The organism is Paralcaligenes sp. KSB-10, from assembly GCF_021266465.1.
In the GTDB taxonomy this organism is placed as follows: Bacteria; Pseudomonadota; Gammaproteobacteria; order Burkholderiales; family Burkholderiaceae_B.
This window is the reverse complement of the sequence record NZ_CP089848.1, coordinates 1,901,565-1,919,695: the sequence shown is the minus strand read 5'-3', so window position 1 is coordinate 1,919,695 and position 18,131 is coordinate 1,901,565. Positions and strand designations below refer to the sequence as shown.

General features: G+C 57.3%; 21 protein-coding genes, 1 tRNA gene and 1 riboswitch. Of the genes, 9 read left to right on the top strand and 13 right to left on the bottom strand.

What is annotated here, in order from left to right; translation table 11 throughout:
• Window positions 1-55: 55 nt before the first annotated feature.
• From LSG25_RS08720 to LSG25_RS08710, 3 genes are all read left to right on the top strand, one after another.
• Window positions 56-208 (top strand): hypothetical protein, encoded by a 153-nt coding sequence (locus tag LSG25_RS08720; protein WP_232744273.1) that lies wholly within the window; start codon window positions 56-58, stop codon window positions 206-208.
• Between the two features lie 204 nt (window positions 209-412).
• A complete protein-coding gene (locus tag LSG25_RS08715) occupies window positions 413-826 on the top strand; it encodes a VOC family protein (protein ID WP_232744272.1) in 414 nt (137 codons plus the stop codon).
• A gap of 61 nt (window positions 827-887) precedes the next feature.
• On the top strand, window positions 888-2,399 hold the full coding sequence (locus tag LSG25_RS08710; protein ID WP_232744271.1) for a DHA2 family efflux MFS transporter permease subunit: 1,512 nt from the start codon (window positions 888-890) through the stop codon (window positions 2,397-2,399).
• On the opposite strand, the gene LSG25_RS08705 is transcribed toward LSG25_RS08710, so the two are convergent.
• Window positions 2,396-2,851 (bottom strand): CopD family protein, encoded by a 456-nt coding sequence (locus LSG25_RS08705; protein ID WP_232744270.1) that lies wholly within the window; start codon window positions 2,849-2,851, stop codon window positions 2,396-2,398. The two genes, LSG25_RS08710 and LSG25_RS08705, sit on opposite strands and share 4 nt — an antisense overlap.
• Before the next feature lie 60 nt (window positions 2,852-2,911).
• Window positions 2,912-3,059, top strand: a riboswitch (FMN riboswitch).
• Window positions 3,060-3,145: 86 nt separating this feature from the next.
• On the opposite strand from LSG25_RS08705, the gene LSG25_RS08700 reads away from it, so the two are divergent.
• Window positions 3,146-3,673, top strand: coding sequence for a 6,7-dimethyl-8-ribityllumazine synthase (locus LSG25_RS08700; protein WP_232744269.1), 528 nt, complete (start codon window positions 3,146-3,148; stop codon window positions 3,671-3,673).
• Here LSG25_RS08700 and LSG25_RS08695 read toward each other — a convergent pair.
• The 6 genes from LSG25_RS08695 to LSG25_RS08670 all read right to left on the bottom strand — a co-directional run bounded on the left by LSG25_RS08695 (window position 3,647) and on the right by LSG25_RS08670 (window position 7,745).
• Window positions 3,647-3,808 carry a DUF1328 domain-containing protein gene (locus tag LSG25_RS08695; protein ID WP_232744268.1) on the bottom strand — a complete coding sequence of 54 codons (162 nt, stop codon included), beginning with the start codon at window positions 3,806-3,808 and terminating at the stop codon, window positions 3,647-3,649. The two genes, LSG25_RS08700 and LSG25_RS08695, sit on opposite strands and share 27 nt — an antisense overlap.
• Before the next feature lie 19 nt (window positions 3,809-3,827).
• Window positions 3,828-4,028 carry a CsbD family protein gene (locus LSG25_RS08690; protein ID WP_232744267.1) on the bottom strand — a complete coding sequence of 67 codons (201 nt, stop codon included), beginning with the start codon at window positions 4,026-4,028 and terminating at the stop codon, window positions 3,828-3,830.
• A gap of 264 nt (window positions 4,029-4,292) precedes the next feature.
• Entirely contained in the window at window positions 4,293-5,981 is a 1,689-nt protein-coding gene (locus tag LSG25_RS08685; RefSeq protein WP_232744266.1) for an ABC-F family ATP-binding cassette domain-containing protein, read from the bottom strand.
• A 205-nt stretch (window positions 5,982-6,186) separates the two neighbouring features.
• Window positions 6,187-6,600, bottom strand: a complete 414-nt coding sequence (locus tag LSG25_RS08680) for an RcnB family protein (protein ID WP_232744265.1) — start codon at window positions 6,598-6,600, stop codon at window positions 6,187-6,189.
• Between the two features lie 205 nt (window positions 6,601-6,805).
• Window positions 6,806-7,342: a DUF6622 family protein gene (locus LSG25_RS08675; protein WP_232744264.1), complete on the bottom strand. Its 537-nt coding sequence runs from the start codon at window positions 7,340-7,342 to the stop codon at window positions 6,806-6,808.
• A 64-nt stretch (window positions 7,343-7,406) separates the two neighbouring features.
• Entirely contained in the window at window positions 7,407-7,745 is a 339-nt protein-coding gene (locus tag LSG25_RS08670) for a hypothetical protein (RefSeq protein WP_232744263.1), read from the bottom strand.
• Window positions 7,746-8,083: 338 nt separating this feature from the next.
• Between LSG25_RS08670 and LSG25_RS08665 the strand changes: the two genes are divergently transcribed.
• Window positions 8,084-8,458 carry a DUF3597 domain-containing protein gene (locus LSG25_RS08665; protein ID WP_232744262.1) on the top strand — a complete coding sequence of 125 codons (375 nt, stop codon included), beginning with the start codon at window positions 8,084-8,086 and terminating at the stop codon, window positions 8,456-8,458.
• A 197-nt stretch (window positions 8,459-8,655) separates the two neighbouring features.
• Window positions 8,656-9,489: an SAM-dependent methyltransferase gene (locus LSG25_RS08660; RefSeq protein WP_232744261.1), complete on the top strand. Its 834-nt coding sequence runs from the start codon at window positions 8,656-8,658 to the stop codon at window positions 9,487-9,489.
• A gap of 95 nt (window positions 9,490-9,584) precedes the next feature.
• Here the strand turns inward: LSG25_RS08660 and LSG25_RS08655 are convergent, their stop codons facing one another.
• From LSG25_RS08655 to LSG25_RS20455, 3 genes are all read right to left on the bottom strand, one after another.
• Window positions 9,585-10,292 carry a Crp/Fnr family transcriptional regulator gene (locus LSG25_RS08655; RefSeq protein WP_232744260.1) on the bottom strand — a complete coding sequence of 236 codons (708 nt, stop codon included), beginning with the start codon at window positions 10,290-10,292 and terminating at the stop codon, window positions 9,585-9,587.
• A 169-nt stretch (window positions 10,293-10,461) separates the two neighbouring features.
• On the bottom strand, window positions 10,462-11,181 hold the full coding sequence (locus LSG25_RS08650) for a Crp/Fnr family transcriptional regulator (protein WP_232744259.1): 720 nt from the start codon (window positions 11,179-11,181) through the stop codon (window positions 10,462-10,464).
• A 235-nt stretch (window positions 11,182-11,416) separates the two neighbouring features.
• On the bottom strand, window positions 11,417-11,689 hold the full coding sequence (locus tag LSG25_RS20455; RefSeq protein ID WP_232744258.1) for a collagen-like protein: 273 nt from the start codon (window positions 11,687-11,689) through the stop codon (window positions 11,417-11,419).
• A 374-nt stretch (window positions 11,690-12,063) separates the two neighbouring features.
• Here LSG25_RS20455 and LSG25_RS08640 point away from each other — a divergent pair, with 374 nt between their 5' ends.
• The 3 genes from LSG25_RS08640 (at window position 12,064) to LSG25_RS08630 (ending at window position 15,071) form a co-directional block, all read left to right on the top strand.
• Window positions 12,064-12,240 (top strand): CsbD family protein, encoded by a 177-nt coding sequence (locus LSG25_RS08640; protein WP_232744257.1) that lies wholly within the window; start codon window positions 12,064-12,066, stop codon window positions 12,238-12,240.
• A 24-nt stretch (window positions 12,241-12,264) separates the two neighbouring features.
• Complete coding sequence (locus LSG25_RS08635) at window positions 12,265-12,690, top strand: PRC-barrel domain-containing protein (RefSeq protein WP_232744256.1); 426 nt, start codon at window positions 12,265-12,267, stop codon at window positions 12,688-12,690.
• Window positions 12,691-12,773: 83 nt separating this feature from the next.
• Window positions 12,774-15,071: a nitric-oxide reductase large subunit gene (locus tag LSG25_RS08630; protein WP_232744255.1), complete on the top strand. Its 2,298-nt coding sequence runs from the start codon at window positions 12,774-12,776 to the stop codon at window positions 15,069-15,071.
• Window positions 15,072-15,111: 40 nt separating this feature from the next.
• Here the strand turns inward: LSG25_RS08630 and LSG25_RS08625 are convergent.
• The 3 genes from LSG25_RS08625 to htpX all read right to left on the bottom strand — a co-directional run bounded on the left by LSG25_RS08625 (window position 15,112) and on the right by htpX (window position 18,019).
• Window positions 15,112-15,187 (bottom strand) — tRNA-Ala (locus tag LSG25_RS08625).
• 66 nt (window positions 15,188-15,253) lie between these two features.
• A complete protein-coding gene (locus LSG25_RS08620) occupies window positions 15,254-16,915 on the bottom strand; it encodes a Na/Pi cotransporter family protein (RefSeq protein ID WP_232744254.1) in 1,662 nt (553 codons plus the stop codon).
• 222 nt (window positions 16,916-17,137) lie between these two features.
• Window positions 17,138-18,019, bottom strand: a complete 882-nt coding sequence (gene htpX / locus LSG25_RS08615) for a protease HtpX (RefSeq protein ID WP_232744253.1) — start codon at window positions 18,017-18,019, stop codon at window positions 17,138-17,140.
• Window positions 18,020-18,131: the final 112 nt, after the last annotated feature.

Here is an 18,131-nt window from a genome sequence, read left to right as displayed (position 1 = left end):
ATGGCGTTTTTTGGGACACGGTGTACAACTTTGCAGAACGATCCAATCAAGCATCATGAGAAACACTTCGCCACAGAGAAATCTCGGGATCGTTTGCAAGACAAACCGGCAGGTTGGGCGGACAGGCAGGATTGTCGCGCCGCTGGTGCACGAGGTGTTGATCACCACCAAGGAAGTGTTCGAGGAAATGCGGGCCGAAGAGGGTTAGGCGCTGCGAAGGTGAAGGGCATGCCGAGCCCGCTCGGGTTCGAGTTGGCAGCTTGAATCGCCCGTCATCTTATTTTTATGTGGACACTGTATATTGCCTCTGTTATCGTATTGTGTACGGTGTACACAATCAGTAACACACCCTTCGTCCGGGCAAGCTCTTTCGAGGCCATGCCTTTCACTTCATTTCTGAATAGGTGACATCATGCAAGTGCAACCCTATCTGTTTTTCGAAGGTCGCTGCGAAGAAGCGATCGAGTTCTATCGCAAGACGCTCGGCGCCGAGACGGACATGCTCATGCGTTACAAAGATGGCCCGGAGCCCACACCCGACTGCCAGATGCCGCCGGGCAGCGAGAACAAGGTCATGCATGCCAGTTTGCGCATTGGCGAATCGACGGTGATGGCCTCCGATGGCCGCTGCAGCGGCAAATCCAGTTTTCAAGGTTTTTCCCTATCGTTCAAGGCGCCCGACGATGCTTCGGCCGCGCGGACGTTTGCCGCACTGGGCGAAGGTGGCCAAGTGCAGATGCCGCTGGCCAAGACCTTCTTTGCTTCGAGCTTCGGCATGGTTGCGGATCGGTTCGGCGTATCGTGGATGGTTATCGTTGAGCCCTGAGGCCCGGCTTGTTGTTATTTCTTTATGTCAGTCGAAATACTTTGGCTGAAAGGGGGGAGTTATGGTCGATGCGATTGACGGCCGCAAGCGCTGGCTGGCGCTGGTGGTTCTTTGTCTCGGGGTCTTGATGATCGTCCTCGACACAACGATTGTGAACGTTGCCCTGCCGTCAATCGGGGCCGACCTGGGTTTTTCAGAAACCTCGCTGGTCTGGGTTGTGAACGCGTACATGCTCACCTTCGGCGGCTTTTTGCTGCTCGGCGGTCGCCTGGGTGATCTTTTTGGCCAGCGCAGGCTGTTCCTGATCGGAATCATTGGCTTTACGCTGGCCTCGCTGGCGTGTGGCCTGGCAAGCTCGCAGGTCTTGCTGATCGGCGCGAGGGCGGTACAGGGGTTTGGCGGCGCCGTGGTTTCGGCCGTTTCGCTTTCGCTCATCATGAACTTGTTTGTCGAGCCGGCCGATCGGGCCAAGGCCATGGGTGTGTATGGATTCGTATGCGCCGGGGGAGGCAGCATTGGCGTTCTTGTGGGCGGCCTTTTGACAGGGGCCTTCAGCTGGCACTGGATTTTCCTTGTCAATCTTCCGATCGGTATTGCGGTGTACATGCTTTGCCGCCTGTTGCTGCCGGATGACCGCGGGCAGGCGAACTCCAGGCGTCTGGATATGGCAGGGGCTGCAACGATAACGGGCTCACTGATGCTTGCCGTTTATGCTGTTGTAAATGGCAACGAGGCGGGGTGGACCTCGGTATCGACGCTTGGCCTGTTCGCTTTGGCGGCCTTGCTCTTCGCGGTATTCATCGGTATTGAGGTCCGGGTGAGCGCTCCATTGGTTCCGCTCGGATTATTCCGGTCGCGCAACGTCACGACAGCCAATATTGTCGGCATTCTGTGGGCCGCCGCAATGTTCGCCTGGTTTTTCATCTCGGCGCTTTACCTGCAGCGCGTGCTTGCTTATAGTCCGCTGCAGGTCGGTCTGGGCTTTTTGCCCGCCAATCTGATCATGGCGGCGTTTTCGGTGGGTCTTTCGGCCACCATTGTCATGCGCTTCGGTATCAGGGTTCCACTGGCTGCGGGGCTGTTGCTGGCGGCAATGGGATTGATGCTGTTTGCACGGGCGCCGGTAGACGGCAATTTTGTTGTCGATGTATTGCCGGGAATGATTCTGCTGGGCCTCGGCGCGGGCATGGCCTTCAATCCGGTATTGCTTGCCGCGATGAGCGGCGTGGCGCCTGGCGAATCCGGCCTGGCTTCGGGCGTTGTCAATACTTCGTTCATGATGGGCGGAGCGTTGGGCCTGGCAATCCTCGCCAGCCTGGCTTCGGCGCGCACAAACGCGCTGCATGCTTCCGGAGTGGATGCGCTCGCGGCACTCAACAGCGGTTACCACAGGGCCTTTGCAGTTGGGGCGGCGTTTGCTGCTATGGCAGCCCTGCTGGGCGGCTTGTTTCTGCGCACAGGGCTGCATGGATCGGTGCATCACGAAGAGGAGGCCGATGGCAGAACCGATTCCGATCCGGGAACGCAGGGCGTTTCAGGACACGCCACCGAATCGGCGGCTACCCGGATTTAAAGATAAGAACCCGCGCCGGCAATACAGACAACCAACAAGCCCAGACCCAGATTCACTGCAATCAGGATACGGATCTGATTGAGTTTGCGGCCTCCCTGCGGCCAGTCGCTTTGAGCGACGGCCTGTTTGAGCCGGCGGAATGGCCCATAGTAGATATGCATGAATATCAGCATCATGACAATGCCAAGCGTCATCATCAAGTGCACATGCATGCCGGCCTTGGCCATTCCTCCGTATGCGCCGAAAATCATCCAGAGCCCGGTGATCAGCAAAACCAGTACTGTCAGCCAGACCCAGGGGAAAAATCGGCTGAATACCTGCGTCCAGAGCTGCAGCCGGACAGGCGGCTCAAGGAGGCTGCCGGCAACGGGGCGCAATGCCATGTAGGCGAAAAACATGCCTCCGACCCAAATGATGGCGGCCAGAAGATGCAAGGTAATAGCTAAAGGCATGGGGAAGCTCCGTGAGTGGTCGATTTCATGATATATTTTTTCATGCGATGTGGTTTGTCGCAACGTTCTCAGGGCGGGGTGGAAATCCCCACCGGCGGTAATTGCCTATAGCATAGCCCGCGAGCGCTTGCCGCCTCCAGCGGCAAGGACAGCAGACCTGGTGAGATTCCGGGGCCGACGGTTAAAGTCCGGATGAAAGAGAACGGGATTCCTGTTGTGTGGCATTTCCCCGGACATGTGCCTTCGTGGTCCCGTGCGCCCTATTTATTTTTGTATAAATAGGAGCTTCAAAGAATGTATTCCCATCGAGTCAACCTCACTCCAGGTGCTGCCCGAATTGCATTTGTTCAATCGTGCTGGCATAGGGAGATCGTCGATCAGTGCCGCCTTGGCTTTATCGACGAATTAAACAAGCTCGCCGCGGCAGAGTACGACATTGATTTTTTCGAAGTCGCCGGAGCTTTCGAGATCCCGCTGCAAGCCAAGCGCCTTGCGCAAAATGGCCGGTACAGGGCGGTGGTTGCGGCCGGGCTGGTTGTCGACGGAGGAATCTACAGGCACGAGTTCGTCGCCCAGGCAGTCGTTTCTGGTTTGATGCAAGTACAGCTGGAATTGTCGGTTCCCGTCATATCCGCGGTTTTGACGCCGCAGCATTTCAATGGACAGGGTGAGCATATCGGGTTTTTCCGCGAGCATTTTCTTGTGAAGGGCGCGGAAGCCGCACGGGCATGCGTTGAAACGGTGGAAAGGTTGCGGCAGCTCGATCGCACGAGCGTGCCGGCGTCCTGCGGGACGCTACCTTCTGAGTACACCACGCAATAGCGTCAGTATGGCCAGGATGATGAAAATATAGAACAGGATCTGGGCGATGGAGGCAGCCCCTGCGGCGATGCCGCCAAACCCCAGAACGGCCGCGATAATGGCGATAACGAAAAATACAACAGCGTAGTAGAGCATAGTGTTTCTCCCGTTCAGCTTAGCGATTGCGGTCAAAAAAATCCTTGACTTCGCGTTGCGCCTCGTCGCGAGTCCTGCCGTACTTTTCTTGTATCAGGCCCGCCAGGCGCTCGGCGTTGCCATTGATCTTGGCCAGATCGTCATCCGTGAGCTCGCCCCATGCCGTTTTTGCCTTGCCTGAAAGCTGCTTCCATTGACCTTCGAGGGTATCTTTGTTCATGGTATCAACTCCTGTTTCCGATGACGAGGCTGAAAGCGGAATCGCTTTTTTCGCCTGTCATTGATTGAGTTGTGCCGCGTCAAGGCACGTGACTACCCTAACGTCCGGCAAAGATATAGGTCAAGCTCAGATGCCAGCGAATGTAACAATACGGGAGTCACAAAAACCTTGCGATCATGCATGCGTTTTGCAGTGACGTCGGCCGAATAACTGCTGGGCTTGCTCGCAACATACCGTTAACAATAAGACGGATTTGTAACGCCGCTATGCAAGTATGCGAGCCGCTTGCCGCGCGTCCGCCGCGGTTTCCCGGCGGCGGCGGGCTTCGTCCAGCAAATAGATCTGGTAATCGTCCAGGTCGCCGTTGAAATCTGTCATGCCGCCGCGCGATACCAGCCAGAATTCGTCGCATACCGAGCGCAGCAGGGCACGGTCGTGGCTGACCAGCATTACCGAGCCTTCGAATTCGTTCAACGCCACGCTCAAGGCTTCGCGGGTTGCCAGATCCAGGTGATTGGTTGGCTCATCGAGCAGCAGTAGATTGGGACGCTGCCAGACGATCATGCACAACACCAGGCGAGCTTTTTCGCCGCCGCTCATGCTGCCGACAGATTGTTTCACCATATCGCCGCTGAAATTGAAAGTGCCCAGAAAGTTTCGCAATCCCTGTTCGCGGCAGTCCATGGCACTGGGGCGTACGCCGGCCGGCGTGTCCCGCACCAGGCGGAGCATATGATCGAGCGGATTGTCGCCCGGCCGCAAGACATCGAGCTCCTGCTGCGAAAAATAGCCGATATTCAAGCCCTTGCCGGTAATGATTTCGCCTGCGATGGGTCGTAGCGCGCCGGCTATGGTTTTCACCAGCGTCGACTTGCCCTGGCCGTTGGCCCCCAAGATACCTATCCGCTGCCCGGCCAATACCGACCGGTTGATGTTGCGCACGATCACGGTGGAGGGCGTGCCCGCCGGTGCCGCCCCGGAAGGCGGATAGCCGAAGCTCGCACCGGTCATCGACAGCATGGGGTTGGGCAGGTTGAATGGTTCTTTGAACTCAAACTGGAACTCGGCATCGGCCAGCATCGGCGCAATCTTCTCCATGCGCTCCAGTGCCTTGACGCGGCTCTGTGCCTGCTTGGCCTTGCTGGCTTTTGCCTTGAAGCGATCGATGAATTTTTGCAGATGCGCAACCTTTTCCTGCTGCTTCACCTGAGCGGCCTGCTGCAATACCATTTGTTCGGCGCGCATGTCTTCGAATTTGCTGTAGTTGCCACCGTAGCGCACCAGCTTGCCGTGATCGATATGCAATGTGACGCCGGTTACGGCATCGAGAAATTCCCGGTCGTGGCTGATCACCACCATGGTGCCGGCATAGTTCTTCAGCCAGGCTTCCAGCCATACCAGTGCGTCCAGATCCAGGTGGTTGGTCGGCTCATCAAGCAGCAGCAAATCAGATGGGCACATCAGCGCGCGAGCCAGCTGCAGCCGCATGCGCCAGCCTCCGGAGAAGCTGTTCACGGGCTTATCGAGTTCGGCCACACTGAAACCCAGCCCCAGGATCAATGCCTGTGCCCGGGCCGGCGCATCGTACATGCCGGCATCGTACAAAGCCGTATAGGCGTGTGCCATCTGCATGCCGTCGTCGCTGGCTTCCGCCGCGGCTACTTCGGCTTGCGCGGCAAGCAAAAGCGTGTCGCCGTCAACCACAAAATCCGTGGCGCTTTGCGTGGTTTCAGGCATGTCCTGCGCCACTTGCGCCATGCGCCATTGCGCGGGAACGGAAAACTCGCCGCCGTCTTCGTGCAGCGTGCCGTTGAGAACGGCAAATAGCGACGATTTTCCCGCGCCATTGCGGCCGACCAGGCCCACTTTTTCGCCGGGGTTGAGCGTGACGGAGGCACCGTCGAGCAATACTTTGCTGCCGCGACGCAGGGTCACGTTCTTAAGAGTGATCATTGGGGAGTGCCTTTACTCGTAATGTGTTCCGAGCAGGACAATAAGAAACCATGCAAGAGGGCAGGGATTGTAGCACCAGGCTGCCTCTTGATCCGGTGGCCCAGGGCTGGAGCTTCGGGCAAAGAAAAACCCCAAGAGCCAAGAGGGCTTGGGGTTTGGTCTTCCGGGGCCAGGGACTCCCCGCGTGTGACCCTGGTGACCGGACTCAGTTGCTGAGTATGATTTGCGTGATGATGCCTGTGGCGATGGCTGCCAGTACAAAATCGCTGCCGGTCTGGACCCAATAATAGCCGCGGGGCGGGGGGCTCAAGTGGTGGCCGCGCCAGTCATCGATGACGTATTGCCTGCTGCGGTATTCCGAAGGAAGGCGTCCACCCCTGTAAAAATTGTGCCCGGGCCCGGCTCCGCGACCATGGTGGATCTCGTGCCCGCGTACCGGAGCCCTGCGGGGGGGAGGAGCATGGCGCTCGTCATGGCCGTGTCCTCGATCCTGGACGCCATGCGGGGGTGGCATATTGTGCCCTTTATCGTTGCGATGGTCGTAATTCTGGGCGAAAGCGGAACCACCCATCGTCACACATACTGCCACGAAGGCAGAGCCAAGCATTTTGCTATTCATATATAAGCTCCTGTTGCGGCATTGCAATCGGAGAGGGGCGATGATGCGTCGACAATCCTGCTTCGGTGTCAGCGCATTGGCTCTTTCCACTTGCCTGCCTGGAACCCATTTAAGCATCAAAGATGTTTCAAACCAATGGCTGTCGGACGGTCAGGGTTACAAAACATATCCCGGTTATTTTGCACTGGAAATTCAGTGTTGGACTTCAACCCTTGGCGGATGCGAGGGCGGCCAAATCGGTGTCTTGGGAATCACGGTATTTTTGATAATAATTCCACACGCGGCCGATAAACAGGCCGGCTACCAGGCCGGAAATGCCTGCGTCGAAAAAAACATACAGGCTTGATTGCGCAGCGGCCGGGTCGATGGCCGACTGATACCCAAGCACATATTTTGCGGCAAAAATCGCCAGGATGAGGACCAGCGTAAATGGGCTGCCGGGCAGTTCGATCAGCCCGCGGGATTTGTTGGCGCGTATGGCCACGCCGCGCGCCGCCAAACCACCCAGGTAGCAGCCGACGATAATCGCCACTATCCAGGTGCCTGTGCTAAACGCGGTGAATCGCAGTGTCGTCAGCAGGCCAGCCAGGCCCCATATCGTGAAAACCAGCGGAATGATCAGCAGGCGCCAAAACTGCATGACAGTCGTTTTTGTTGCCTTGATTCCCCGGATGATCAAATAAACCAGCAAAACCCACACCCAGGCTGGGGTGCCGCTTACTATGTTTGTAATGGCACCCATGAGTGCGTCTCCTATTTTGTATTTCGGCTACTTTATAGCGAAATACAATTGGATACAAGGAGCGTCAACGATAGCGGTAATGCCGGTCATTTCTGTAATAGCCGCGATCATACCGCTGCTGGACAAAGCGTTCGTCGACGCGCCGGTCGTAGCTGCGATAACGGCCACGATCGCGATGCCCGCGGCCTTCGGTAAGCACATTGCCCAGCAGTCCGCCCGCAGCGGCTCCGCCCAGTGTCAGCACGGGGTCCCCGTCGGACAGCATGGCGCCGGCCACCGCGCCCAGTCCGACGCCCAGCAAGGTATTGGTGGTCCTGCGGTCGGAAGCCAGCGCCGTACTCGATAAAGCAAGCACCAGCAGGCCGGAAACGGCGAAGCTGGCAAGATAGCGTTGTGTGTTCATGGTGAAGCTCCAGTAAATGGCAGAGACAGGCTCAGCGTACGAGTACGATTGAGCGCATGCAAGCGTTTGAGGCGGTTTTGCAGCGCATTGAAATAGAAATCGGCCAGGTGCAGAAGCTTGTTACGTTTTTGTGTCTGTTTGGTGCCATGAAAAGACTGGCGGGGCCGTCATCCGGGGCGGAACCGGTATTTGCGGATAACCGCAGAATTGAACAATGGCGGAATTCATTGCCGTCCAGAAAGACTCTGTAACCAAACAGGCAATGTGAATCTGTGGCGCTTGCTAGAATTGGCTGGCGGTGCCAAACCGCTTTATCCAACTACAGAGGGGTTCAGTCTATGTCTATTTTCAGTAGCATTCTCGCCAAAATTTTTCCTGCGGGACATCCGGCTAACAGCACTGCGGATGCAACACCTGCCGATACCTCCGATAGTTCGGCAACACAGGCCAGCGAAGCGGTAGACGTGGATGCGATTCTTAGCGACATGCAATCGAAAAACTCCGAAAAGCTGAATTGGAAAACATCGATAGTTGACCTTCTCAAACTTCTGGGCCTCGATAGCAGCCTTGCCGCCCGCAAACAACTTGCGGCCGAACTGAGCTATACAGGGAGTACAGACGATTCGGCCTCCATGAATATCTGGCTTCACAAAGAAGTGATGCGCAAGTTCGGCGAGAACGGCGGCAAAGTTCCCGACGATTTAAAAGGCTAAGCGCCAGTTAAGTGAGGGGCGGGATTTTACCTGCTCCTCGCTCCTTTCCGCCGGCCTTGGGCGGGCCACGTTGGATGCTTATGCCTCACCCATGGTGACGGTCGGCGACCGATTATTAGTAGATTATCGATATATACCCAAGATTGGTTAAACTTGGCGGCTACCTTCCTTAATGACCCGGCCAAGCTGCACCCTCCATGTCTTCTTCACACGAAATCCGTCCCGAGCAGTCCATTGAGTTATTGAAGGCTCTGCACATCCTTACGCGCGACGGCAAGATGAATCAGGACAGTCGGCGCAAGCTCAAGCAGGTCTATCATCTTTTCCAGTTCATCGAGCCGCTGCTCAAAGACTTGAAGCAGGATCGCGACGGTATCACGCTGGTGGATCATGGCGCCGGCAAATCCTACCTGGGATTCATTCTGTACGACCTGTTCTTCAAGCAGTTGAAAGACCAGTCGCACTTGTACGGCATCGAAACACGGGAAGAACTGGTCAGGAGTGCCGCCGACCTGGCGCAGCGACTGGGGTTTCCGGGCATGTCCTTCCTGAATCTGTCGGTTGCCGACTCCATCGCATCGGATCGCTTGCCGGCGCGGGTAGACATGGTCACGGCATTGCATGCCTGCAATACAGCGACCGACGACGCCATACGATTTGCCCTGTACAAACAGGCCAGGTATATCGTTGTCGTGCCCTGTTGTCAGGCGGAAGTGGCCACCGTGTTGCGCAGCAAAAAATCCCTGTCGCTGGGAGCTGGGGCTTTGGCGGAAATGTGGCGCCATCCCTTGCATACGCGCGAATTCGGCAGTCAGGCCACGAACGTGTTACGTAGCCTGCAACTGGAAGCTCACGGCTATCAAGTCACCGTGACCGAACTGGTGGGCTGGGAACATTCGATGAAAAACGAACTGATCATTGCTTCGTATAAAAACCTGCCGCGCCGCAAAGCCACCGAACGGCTCGACAATCTGCTGAATATGTTGGGCCTGGAAGAAATGCGCGACCGGTTTTTTGCGCCGGAAGCTTAATTTCCGGCCATGTCGATCGCGCGCAAACCTTCCGTGGTATTGCGGGCGGCTTCCCACGTGTATGGCAAAAATTCTTTGCGAGGCCGAGGTGTCTGCTAAACCATCGTATGGGTGTAGCCCGCTTTGTCGACTTCATAGCAGGAGCACGATGCTTTGTTGAGGCCATCGAGATCAAGAATTGTAATATTCCCACGGCTATAACTGATCAGTTTTTGATTTTGTAGCGAAGTGGCCGCTTTGGTCACGCCGACCCGGCGCACCCCCAGCATATAGGCCAGAAATTCGTGAGTAATGTGGAACGTGTTCGAGTGAGCCCGGTCTTGCGTCATGAGTAGCCAGCGAGCAAGACGCTGCTCGACAACATGAAAGCGGGTGCAGGCGGCTGTTTGCGCAAGCTGACCGAGGATCACATAAAGATAGCGTTTCAGGCGTTGTTGCAGCGCCGCGCTGAGTTCCAGTTCGCGGCGAAATGACACTGCGCTCATGCGTAACGCGGATCCCGAGCCCTGCACCAGCGCATGTAGCGGCGAGACGTTCACTCCCAATAACAGGGAGATGCCGAGCATGCCCTCGTCACCGACCAAGCCCACCTCCAGGCTCGCACGGCCATCAATCGGCGCAACCAGTGAAATAAAGCTGTTCTTCGGGAAGTAAATATGGCGAATGCGCTCTCCTGGCTCGGCAAGAATCTCGGCAAGTGCGAGTTCTACAGGTTCGCAATGCGCGAGAAATTGGTCGCGGTCTTTGCGCGGCAACCCTGCAATCAAACGATTGGCGCCTGAAGTAGGTGTAAGCAATGGCATGAGAGGCTCCAGGTATTGATAAATACGGCAAATCGCGCATGCAAAGGGGAGAATGTGCTGGTTAATGAGATTGATTAACCTTGCCAGGTTCACTGTAGTCTGCGGCATTAATCCGCGCTTGTCTGGACGCTAACGCACTAAGCCCGCCGCCATGGTGCCTTGCGGAGCATCAGGAAGCCGTTGTCTTCGGAAGCAGACGGTCACACTCCGTTTTAACCACGGCATAGCATTCGCAGGCCCGCGCCTCCAGGCCCGGCCGGTCGAGCACCGTGATGTGGCCACGGCGATATTCGATCAGGCCCACTCTTTGCAGGTTTCCGGCCGCTTCAGTAACACCTTCGCGGCGCACCCCAAGCATATTGGCGATGAGCTCCTGTGTCATGACCAGTTCGTTGGACTGCAAGCGGTCTAGGCTCAGCAGCAACCAGCGGCAGAGCTGCTGATCCAGTGAATGATGACGATTGCACACTGCCGTCTGCGCCATCTGCGTCAACAAGGACTGGGTATAACGCAGCAATAGATGCTGCATTGGGCCGTTTCGATAGAACTCGTCCTTCAGCTGTTGTCCTTTTAGCTGATAAGCCTGGCCGGCGCTTTGCACGACAGCTCGGCTAGGAGTGGTCTCGCCGCCCATGAAGAGAGAGACGCCAACGATTCCCTCTTTGCCTACCACGGCAATTTCGGCCGATGCGCCGTTTTCCATGACGTACAGCAGAGAAACTATTGACGAGGTGGGGAAATAGACGGAGCGCATCTGCACGCCCGATTCGTAAAGCACATCGCCAAGCAGCATTGAAATGGGTTCCAGGCTGGGCAACAAGCGTTGGTAGTCATCTGCCGGCAATGCCGCGAGAAGGTGGTTTTGACGAGGGTCGTCGGGAGCAGGCATGAGCAATTCCTCAATCAATCACTAAGATCGCATAGCGCGATTGGCATGCTTCAATCAATGGCCTGAAGTGTTCCGATTATAAGGCGCTTCTCCTTTCTATGTATTTAAGCGCACATAACCGTATTCACATGTATCTACCTTCCCTCTTGATTTCCGATGCCTCCCGATAGAGAGGCTCCTGTCTGCGTAGCCAATTCCATCGATTCCGTGCATTGAGTTTTGGCGTAGGCTGTGTCTAGCGGGCCGGAACGATGACTGTGGTGCCGCCACCACTGGTAACACCTCCTCGAGCGCCGGTACTTCCCCGCGCGCCTGTCCTACCCGTCGCGCCTGTATCGCCGGTGTATCCCGGCGCCCCCTGTCCGCCCGTGGCTCCGGTATCGCCAGTGGCGCCTGTATAGCCTGTGTTGCCCGTATTGCCTGTCATGCCTTGCGGACCGGCGGGCCCGGTGCAGGCGCTCAAGGTAAGTGCCGCCAGAGCGGCAAGAGCTAGATTTGAATATTTCATGATGATTCATCCTATTTGAATTACGAGAACCACGCACGTTATTGTGAGCAATCCCTACAGATGCGATCCTTAACCAATGAAAATAATTGGCGGCGGCGGATCAGACCATCGCCATTGCGAAAGCGGATTGACGGTCGACTGGCAACCTCCGCCAGGGAGGCATGATTTCGGCGCGTTACCGTTCCCGATAAGACTATGGGTATTTCTTCGTCATGTCTGTACGCTGTCGCTCATACATGCTCAACCTGGTGAGCGACTTCGTACGATAACGCACAGACGGCATACCGCTGTGTGTTCATTCTTGTCGGGACGGCCGGCGCCTGTTCTGTATAAGGTGCCGGTTTATTGCACGAACAGTTAATCAGGAGAGTGAAATGAACAGAGATCAAGTCAAAGGCCGTGTGGGACAAGTGGAAGGCCAGGTTAAGGAAACGACCGGCAAGGTTGTCGGCAAAAACGACCTTCAAGAAAAGGGCAAGTTGCAGAAAGACATTGGAAAAATCCGTTCGGGTTTTGGCGACCTCAAGGAGGACCTGAAGAACAAGCGCTAGATTACCTACCGGCGGGAGATGGGCATGGGCTACAAAAATCCGGATGCGGGTGCAGCGAGATTTATGGGGGCGGATGCGAATATTGTCAGCATCGGCGCTGTTCATGACACCAGCCTGATGGGGGCTCGGTACCTGGTCGGCAGCGCTGTCCAGAGTCATAAGGGCGAAGACCTGGGCGAAATCAAGGAGGTCATGCTGGACATATGCACGGGCCAGGTGGGCTATGCGGTGCTATGCTTTGGCGGCGGCTTCCTTGGCATGGGAAAGAAGCTCTTCGCGGTGCCTTGGGATGCGCTGATGTTTGATGCGCGCAGTGGGTTCGTCGTGCTGCAGGTGGATAAAGACCGTCTTAGGCGCGCGTCCGGGTTTGATAAAGATAGTTGGCCCAGCAGAGTGGACGATTCGTACTGGTGGCAGGGAATCCAATCTTACTATCGGCATAGTTCCTAGTGCTGCGCGGGTAGCAAACAGTAGGGCTGCCATTGCCTCTTCGACAACCGGCCCCATTGCCATTTAACCAAAGAGAACAAACCATGGACCAAGCCGCACAACCCAAGAGCGAGCCGGAAGAAATACGGCTTTCGCGCTGGTGGATACGCTCGGTATTGATTGTGATGGTGCTCGGCTTTGCCGGGTTGTTGGCTATAACGACGCTGGCCTATCGCAACGCGCCTCCTATTCCTGCCCAAACGGTGGATGAGGCCGGCGCCGTAGTGTTCACCGGCCGGGACATCAGCGACGGCCAGGCCATATTCCTGCGTTATGGACTGATGGACAACGGCACCATCTGGGGCCATGGCGCTTATCTTGGTCCGGACTATTCAGCCGAGGCCTTGCATCGCATCGGTCAAGATACCGCTGCCGCCCTGGCCCAACAACGGTACGGCAAGCCCGTTGCCTCATTGACTCCCGAGCAGGCCGCTGCAGTTGGCGGCGAAGTCGCGGTGACCCTGAAGACCAATCGTTTTGACGCTGCCAGCAATACACTGCATCTGACACGCGCCGAAACCATTGCTTATCGCCAGCAGATAAACTACTGGACAAATTATTTTCGCGACCCGACTCGTAATGGCGGATTGAAGCCCGATCTGATCACCGATCCCATCGAACTACATCAACTCACGGCCTTCATTACCTGGGCTGCCTGGGCATCGGTTGCCAATCGTCCCGGCGCCAATTACTCCTACACCAATAATTTTCCGTACGATCCCAGTGTCGGCAACCTGGCCGTGCCAGGCGCTTTACTATGGAGTGCCCTGAGCCTGGTGGTCCTGCTTATTGGCATCGGCGTGGTGTTGTTGGCCTTTGGCAAGTTCGACTACCTGGGCTGGATCACCCGAGGCCACCGCGTGCACCCGCAAGTCATTCCCGGACAGGCCAGCCCGGGGCAGCGCGCACTGGTAAAGTTTTTCGTGGTGGTGGCGTTGCTGTTCTTGATGCAGACTCTGATTGGTGGCGGTGTGGCGCATTTCCGGGCCGACCCGGGTAGCTTCTACGGTTTTCAGCTGGAGAAAATATTCCCCAGCAATCTGCTGCGTACCTGGCATCTGCAAACCGCTATTTTCTGGATCGCCACGGCCTATGTGGCGGCGGCCTTGTTTTTAGCCCGCTCGCTGCGCGCCGATGAGCCCGGCTGGCTGGCGCCGGCCACCCACGCACTGTTTGCCGCTTTCGCCTTGGTGATTGGCGCGAGCCTGCTGGGTGAATGGGCTGGCATGTCGGGCTGGTTTGGCGATTGGTGGTTCTGGTTTGGCAACCAGGGCTGGGAGTACCTGGAAATTGGTCGCTTCTGGCAATACCTGCTGGTGGCGGGCCTGCTGGCCTGGTTTGCAATGCTGTGGTGGCTGGCGCGGCCGCGTGCGGTGGCCAACCCCAATGCCCGGCCTTTGGCGCGACTGTTTTTGTATGCGGCGCTGGCCATCCCGGTGTTTTATATTCCCGCCTTGTTTTTCGGAGCCAAAACCAACTTCACCGTGGTCGATACCTGGCGCTTCTGGATTATCCATTTATGGGTGGAGGGTTTTTTTGAGTTCTTCGCCACAACAGTGGTTGCCCTGACATTTTTCCAGCTTGGCCTGACTCGTCGCAATACGGCGCTGCGGGTCATTTATCTTGACGCCATCCTGTATTTTCTTGGGGGGCTGATCGGCACGGGCCATCATTGGTATTTTACCGGGCACAGCCAATTCAATATGGCCATGTCCGCCTTGTTCTCGGTGCTGGAAGTGGTTCCGCTAACTTTGCTGACCTTGGATGCCTGGGATTTTGTAAAGACCACCCGTGGAGATTGCGACGAGTGCGGCAAACCCGTAGCGGTTCCTCACAAATGGACGTTTTATTTCCTGATGGCCGTGGGTTTCTGGAATTTCCTTGGCGCCGGGGTATTCGGTTTTCTGCTTAACCTGCCTATCGTCAGCTATTACGAAGTGGGCACCATCCTTACCCCCAACCATGGCCATGCCGCCATGATGGGCGTGTTCGGCATGCTGGCCATTGCGCTGATGGTGTTCGTGCTGCGCCAGACAACAGATGATACTCATTGGCCAGATATCGAAAAATACATCAAGGTCGCGTTCTGGGGCACTAATATTGGTTTGTTGATGATGATTGCGCTGAGCCTGTTTCCGGGCGGCGTGCTGCAGGTGTGGGATGTTGTCCAGCACGGCTACTGGCATGCCCGCAGCCTGGCCTACACGGGCACCGATACCTCGCGTCTGATCGAATGGCTGCGTCTTCCGGGCGACCTGGTGTTCATCATTTTTGGCGCCTTGCCCTTGACCATCGCCGCGATCAAGAGCTACTTCAGCCTGCGCGTCACGGCACAGTCCTGAATCGCACGCCAGCCATTCAGGACTGTTACGGAACGGTAATTGGTGGAGAAGAGGAGGATCGAACTCCCGACCTCTGCATTGCGAACGCAGCGCTCTCCCAGCTGAGCTACTTCCCCGTGGGAACGATATTCTAGCAAATTGATGCCGTTCGTGGTGAGCGGCATCGAATTTTTTGCCAGACCTTATGTTTCAGTGTCGCGTACACGGTTGGGCAAGAGTTCATTATGCTTGGCCAAAACCGGGTAGGCGGCGGCGCCGACCAGATACGAGTTGATGGTTTTCACGTCGCGCAGGATTTCAAGGTAAAACGAGCCGAGCTCTGCGGAATCGACCTGGCCGGATTTGATTTTTTCGAGCTGGCGCTCGGCGGCGGCGGATTCAATGGCGCGAAACTGATCTTTCTCGAGCGCCAGGTAGCGGGCGCTTTTCAGGTCTTCGGCGACAAACAGGGCGGCGGTCTGGCGCTGGTTGCGCAGCAGCCTGTCCAGGATATTGCTGAGTTCTTCGCGTTGTTCGGGTTTGAGCACCCAGCCTTTCTTGCGCAAGGTGGTGGTGTGTCCGAGCAGGCCGGTCGTGGTGACGCTGGCGGCGTGAGAGATGTTCGACGAGAAAGTCAGAACCTCGTCAAGGCGGCGATGGTCGTCGACGCTCATGCTTTCCTGATCGAGCGTGGCCAGGTAGGTGGTGATGAGGTTGTCCAGATGGCCGATTGCATTGTTGATATCGCGGGCCGGGCCGATGCGGTGGCGGTTGTCGCGGCGAAAACCGGCGCGGGATATGTTCAGCAGGGTTTGCAACATGTCCGACAGGCGCAGCGCTTCGCGTGCGGCATTGCCCAACGCCACGGCTGGCACTTCATGCGCGGATTCGTCCAGGTACAGGGGTTTGCTGGGATCGTTCGGATCTATGCGCTTGGGGAGCCATCTTATAAGCAAACGCGTATAGGGTTTGAGCAGGGGCAGGAAAATCGCGGCTGCCACGACGTTGAACAGGGTATGGAAATTGGCGACACTGCGGGCCGGGTCTTGGGACAGATGGCCCATGAGGGCTGGAATCCAGGGCAGCAGGATAAGCGCTATGAGGCAGGCGCCGATGCGCAGACCCAGATTGCCCAAAGGCAGGCGTCGGGTGGCCGGGTCGCTGCTGGTTACGCCTTCGAGCAGGGGATTGACCGAGGTTCCCAGGTTGGCGCCCAGCACCAGGGCGTACGCGACGGGCGGGGTGACCAGCCCGTGGCTGGCCAAAGACATGATCAGCACCACCACGGCAACGCTTGAATGCGAGGCCCAGGCCAGCAATGCGGCAAGCGCCAGGGCGAGCACCGGTTGGGTGGCCAGGGCGTTGAGGAGGATCTCGAGCAGGTAGGAGTGCTGGATGGGCGCAAAAAGCGTAACGAGCTCGTGCAGGGCCAGCAAGAGCAGCCCCAGGCCAATGAAAACGCGGCCCAGGTCGCGCCGGCGACCGGGCAGATAGCGCCTGAACAGCCAGACGCCGGCCAGTATGAAAATAGGGGCAAGCGCGGTCAGGTTGAATGACAGGAGCTGGACGATCAGGGTCGTGCCGACGTTGGCGCCCAGCATGGCGGCCAGGGCCGGAGTCAGTGCCACCAGGCCTCCCGCGGCAAAACCGGTGATCATCAGGCCGGTGGCCGTGCTGCTTTGCAGGGCCGCGGTGATGCCCAGGCCTGCCGCGAAGGCGCGCAGGCGTGTGCCCAGGGCGTGGCCCAACATGGCATCGAGTGCGGCCCCAAAGGCCCGCTGTACGCCGCTTTGCACCATGTGCACACCCCAAAGCAAGAGGGCGACATAGCCCCCGAAATTAAGGAGTGCAAAAACTTCGTTCATAGGCTTTTGTACGGTTCGAGCAGGTTAAAAGAGGTCAGACACCATGTTCAATGACAGGATACAGAAGTTTGCGCTGAAATGCCCGCAGTGACAACGCCCTGTTCGGGCGGTGCAAAGTGTGGTGAGGCGTGTTGGCTGTGGGCAGGGCATGCCGGGCTTGGCGCGGATCGGCGGCCAATTGCGTGCTGCGGCTTGCCCTGGCAGGCCGCAGCAGCGTCGGTCTTAAATGCGCTGCGTGGCCTGCAGTGCCCGGATGCGGGCTGCGATGGGGGGGTGCGAGGCAAAGATGGCGCTGATGGCCTGGCCGCCGGAAATACCCGAGGCCTGGAATGTTTTCGGCAGCTCTCCGGCCTCGACTCCGCCCAGGCGCGCCAGGGCGTGAATCATGGGTTCGCGCGAACCGAGCAGCCGCGCCGAGCCCGCATCGGCACGGTATTCGCGTTGGCGTGAAAACCAGGCCACGATGGTCGATGCCAGAATGCCGAAAATCAGCTCGCACACGATAACCGTCGCGTAATAACCCAGGCCAATGTCTTTGTCGTTCTTGAGCAGGACACGGTCCACGAAATACCCGACGACGCGCGCCAGGAACACCACAAAGGTATTGACCACGCCCTGGATCAGGGTCAGGGTAATCATGTCGCCGTTGGCGATGTGAGAGACTTCATGACCGAGCACACCGGCGACTTCTTCTTCGGTCATGCTTTCGAGCAGACCCGTCGATACGGCTACCAGGGCATCGTTCTTGAACGCGCCGGTGGCAAAGGCATTGGGAGCTCCTTCATAGATTGCGACCTCGGGGCGCCCGATACCAGCGCGATCGGCCAGTTGGTGAACGGTGTCGACCAGCCAGGCTTCCCGCGCATTGGCCGGGGCCTGCGGGTCGATGACGCGTGCGCCGGTGCTGGTTTTGGCCATCCATTTGCTGATCAGCAGGGAAATGATCGATCCCGTGAACCCGACCAGTGCCGAAAAAATCAGGAGTTGCGACAGGTTCAGGCCGTTGGCGGTCAGGTAGCGCCCGACCCCCAGGACGTTCATGGTGGCGCTGAGCACCACCATGACGGCGATGTTGGTCAGCAAGAATAAGAATACTCGTTTCATGGTTCAGGATCCCCCTGCGATTGAAGCTACTGCCTTGGACATGTTCATATGGAGGCCAGTTCTTGCATTTAAAGCCCACAACGCAAAAAATAGCCATGTTGCGGAGTATAGT

Coding starts and splice junctions, on each gene's coding strand:
- LSG25_RS08720 (WP_232744273.1), top strand. CDS start 56: ATGAGAAACACTTCGCCACAGAGAAATCTCGGGATCGTTTGCAAGACA.
- LSG25_RS08715 (WP_232744272.1), top strand. CDS start 413: ATGCAAGTGCAACCCTATCTGTTTTTCGAAGGTCGCTGCGAAGAAGCG.
- LSG25_RS08710 (WP_232744271.1), top strand. CDS start 888: ATGGTCGATGCGATTGACGGCCGCAAGCGCTGGCTGGCGCTGGTGGTT.
- LSG25_RS08705 (WP_232744270.1), bottom strand. CDS start 2,851: ATGCCTTTAGCTATTACCTTGCATCTTCTGGCCGCCATCATTTGGGTC.
- LSG25_RS08700 (WP_232744269.1), top strand. CDS start 3,146: ATGTATTCCCATCGAGTCAACCTCACTCCAGGTGCTGCCCGAATTGCA.
- LSG25_RS08695 (WP_232744268.1), bottom strand. CDS start 3,808: ATGCTCTACTACGCTGTTGTATTTTTCGTTATCGCCATTATCGCGGCC.
- LSG25_RS08690 (WP_232744267.1), bottom strand. CDS start 4,028: ATGAACAAAGATACCCTCGAAGGTCAATGGAAGCAGCTTTCAGGCAAG.
- LSG25_RS08685 (WP_232744266.1), bottom strand. CDS start 5,981: ATGATCACTCTTAAGAACGTGACCCTGCGTCGCGGCAGCAAAGTATTG.
- LSG25_RS08680 (WP_232744265.1), bottom strand. CDS start 6,600: ATGAATAGCAAAATGCTTGGCTCTGCCTTCGTGGCAGTATGTGTGACG.
- LSG25_RS08675 (WP_232744264.1), bottom strand. CDS start 7,342: ATGGGTGCCATTACAAACATAGTAAGCGGCACCCCAGCCTGGGTGTGG.
- LSG25_RS08670 (WP_232744263.1), bottom strand. CDS start 7,745: ATGAACACACAACGCTATCTTGCCAGCTTCGCCGTTTCCGGCCTGCTG.
- LSG25_RS08665 (WP_232744262.1), top strand. CDS start 8,084: ATGTCTATTTTCAGTAGCATTCTCGCCAAAATTTTTCCTGCGGGACAT.
- LSG25_RS08660 (WP_232744261.1), top strand. CDS start 8,656: ATGTCTTCTTCACACGAAATCCGTCCCGAGCAGTCCATTGAGTTATTG.
- LSG25_RS08655 (WP_232744260.1), bottom strand. CDS start 10,292: ATGCCATTGCTTACACCTACTTCAGGCGCCAATCGTTTGATTGCAGGG.
- LSG25_RS08650 (WP_232744259.1), bottom strand. CDS start 11,181: ATGCCTGCTCCCGACGACCCTCGTCAAAACCACCTTCTCGCGGCATTG.
- LSG25_RS20455 (WP_232744258.1), bottom strand. CDS start 11,689: ATGAAATATTCAAATCTAGCTCTTGCCGCTCTGGCGGCACTTACCTTG.
- LSG25_RS08640 (WP_232744257.1), top strand. CDS start 12,064: ATGAACAGAGATCAAGTCAAAGGCCGTGTGGGACAAGTGGAAGGCCAG.
- LSG25_RS08635 (WP_232744256.1), top strand. CDS start 12,265: ATGGGCTACAAAAATCCGGATGCGGGTGCAGCGAGATTTATGGGGGCG.
- LSG25_RS08630 (WP_232744255.1), top strand. CDS start 12,774: ATGGACCAAGCCGCACAACCCAAGAGCGAGCCGGAAGAAATACGGCTT.
- LSG25_RS08620 (WP_232744254.1), bottom strand. CDS start 16,915: ATGAACGAAGTTTTTGCACTCCTTAATTTCGGGGGCTATGTCGCCCTC.
- htpX (WP_232744253.1), bottom strand. CDS start 18,019: ATGAAACGAGTATTCTTATTCTTGCTGACCAACATCGCCGTCATGGTG.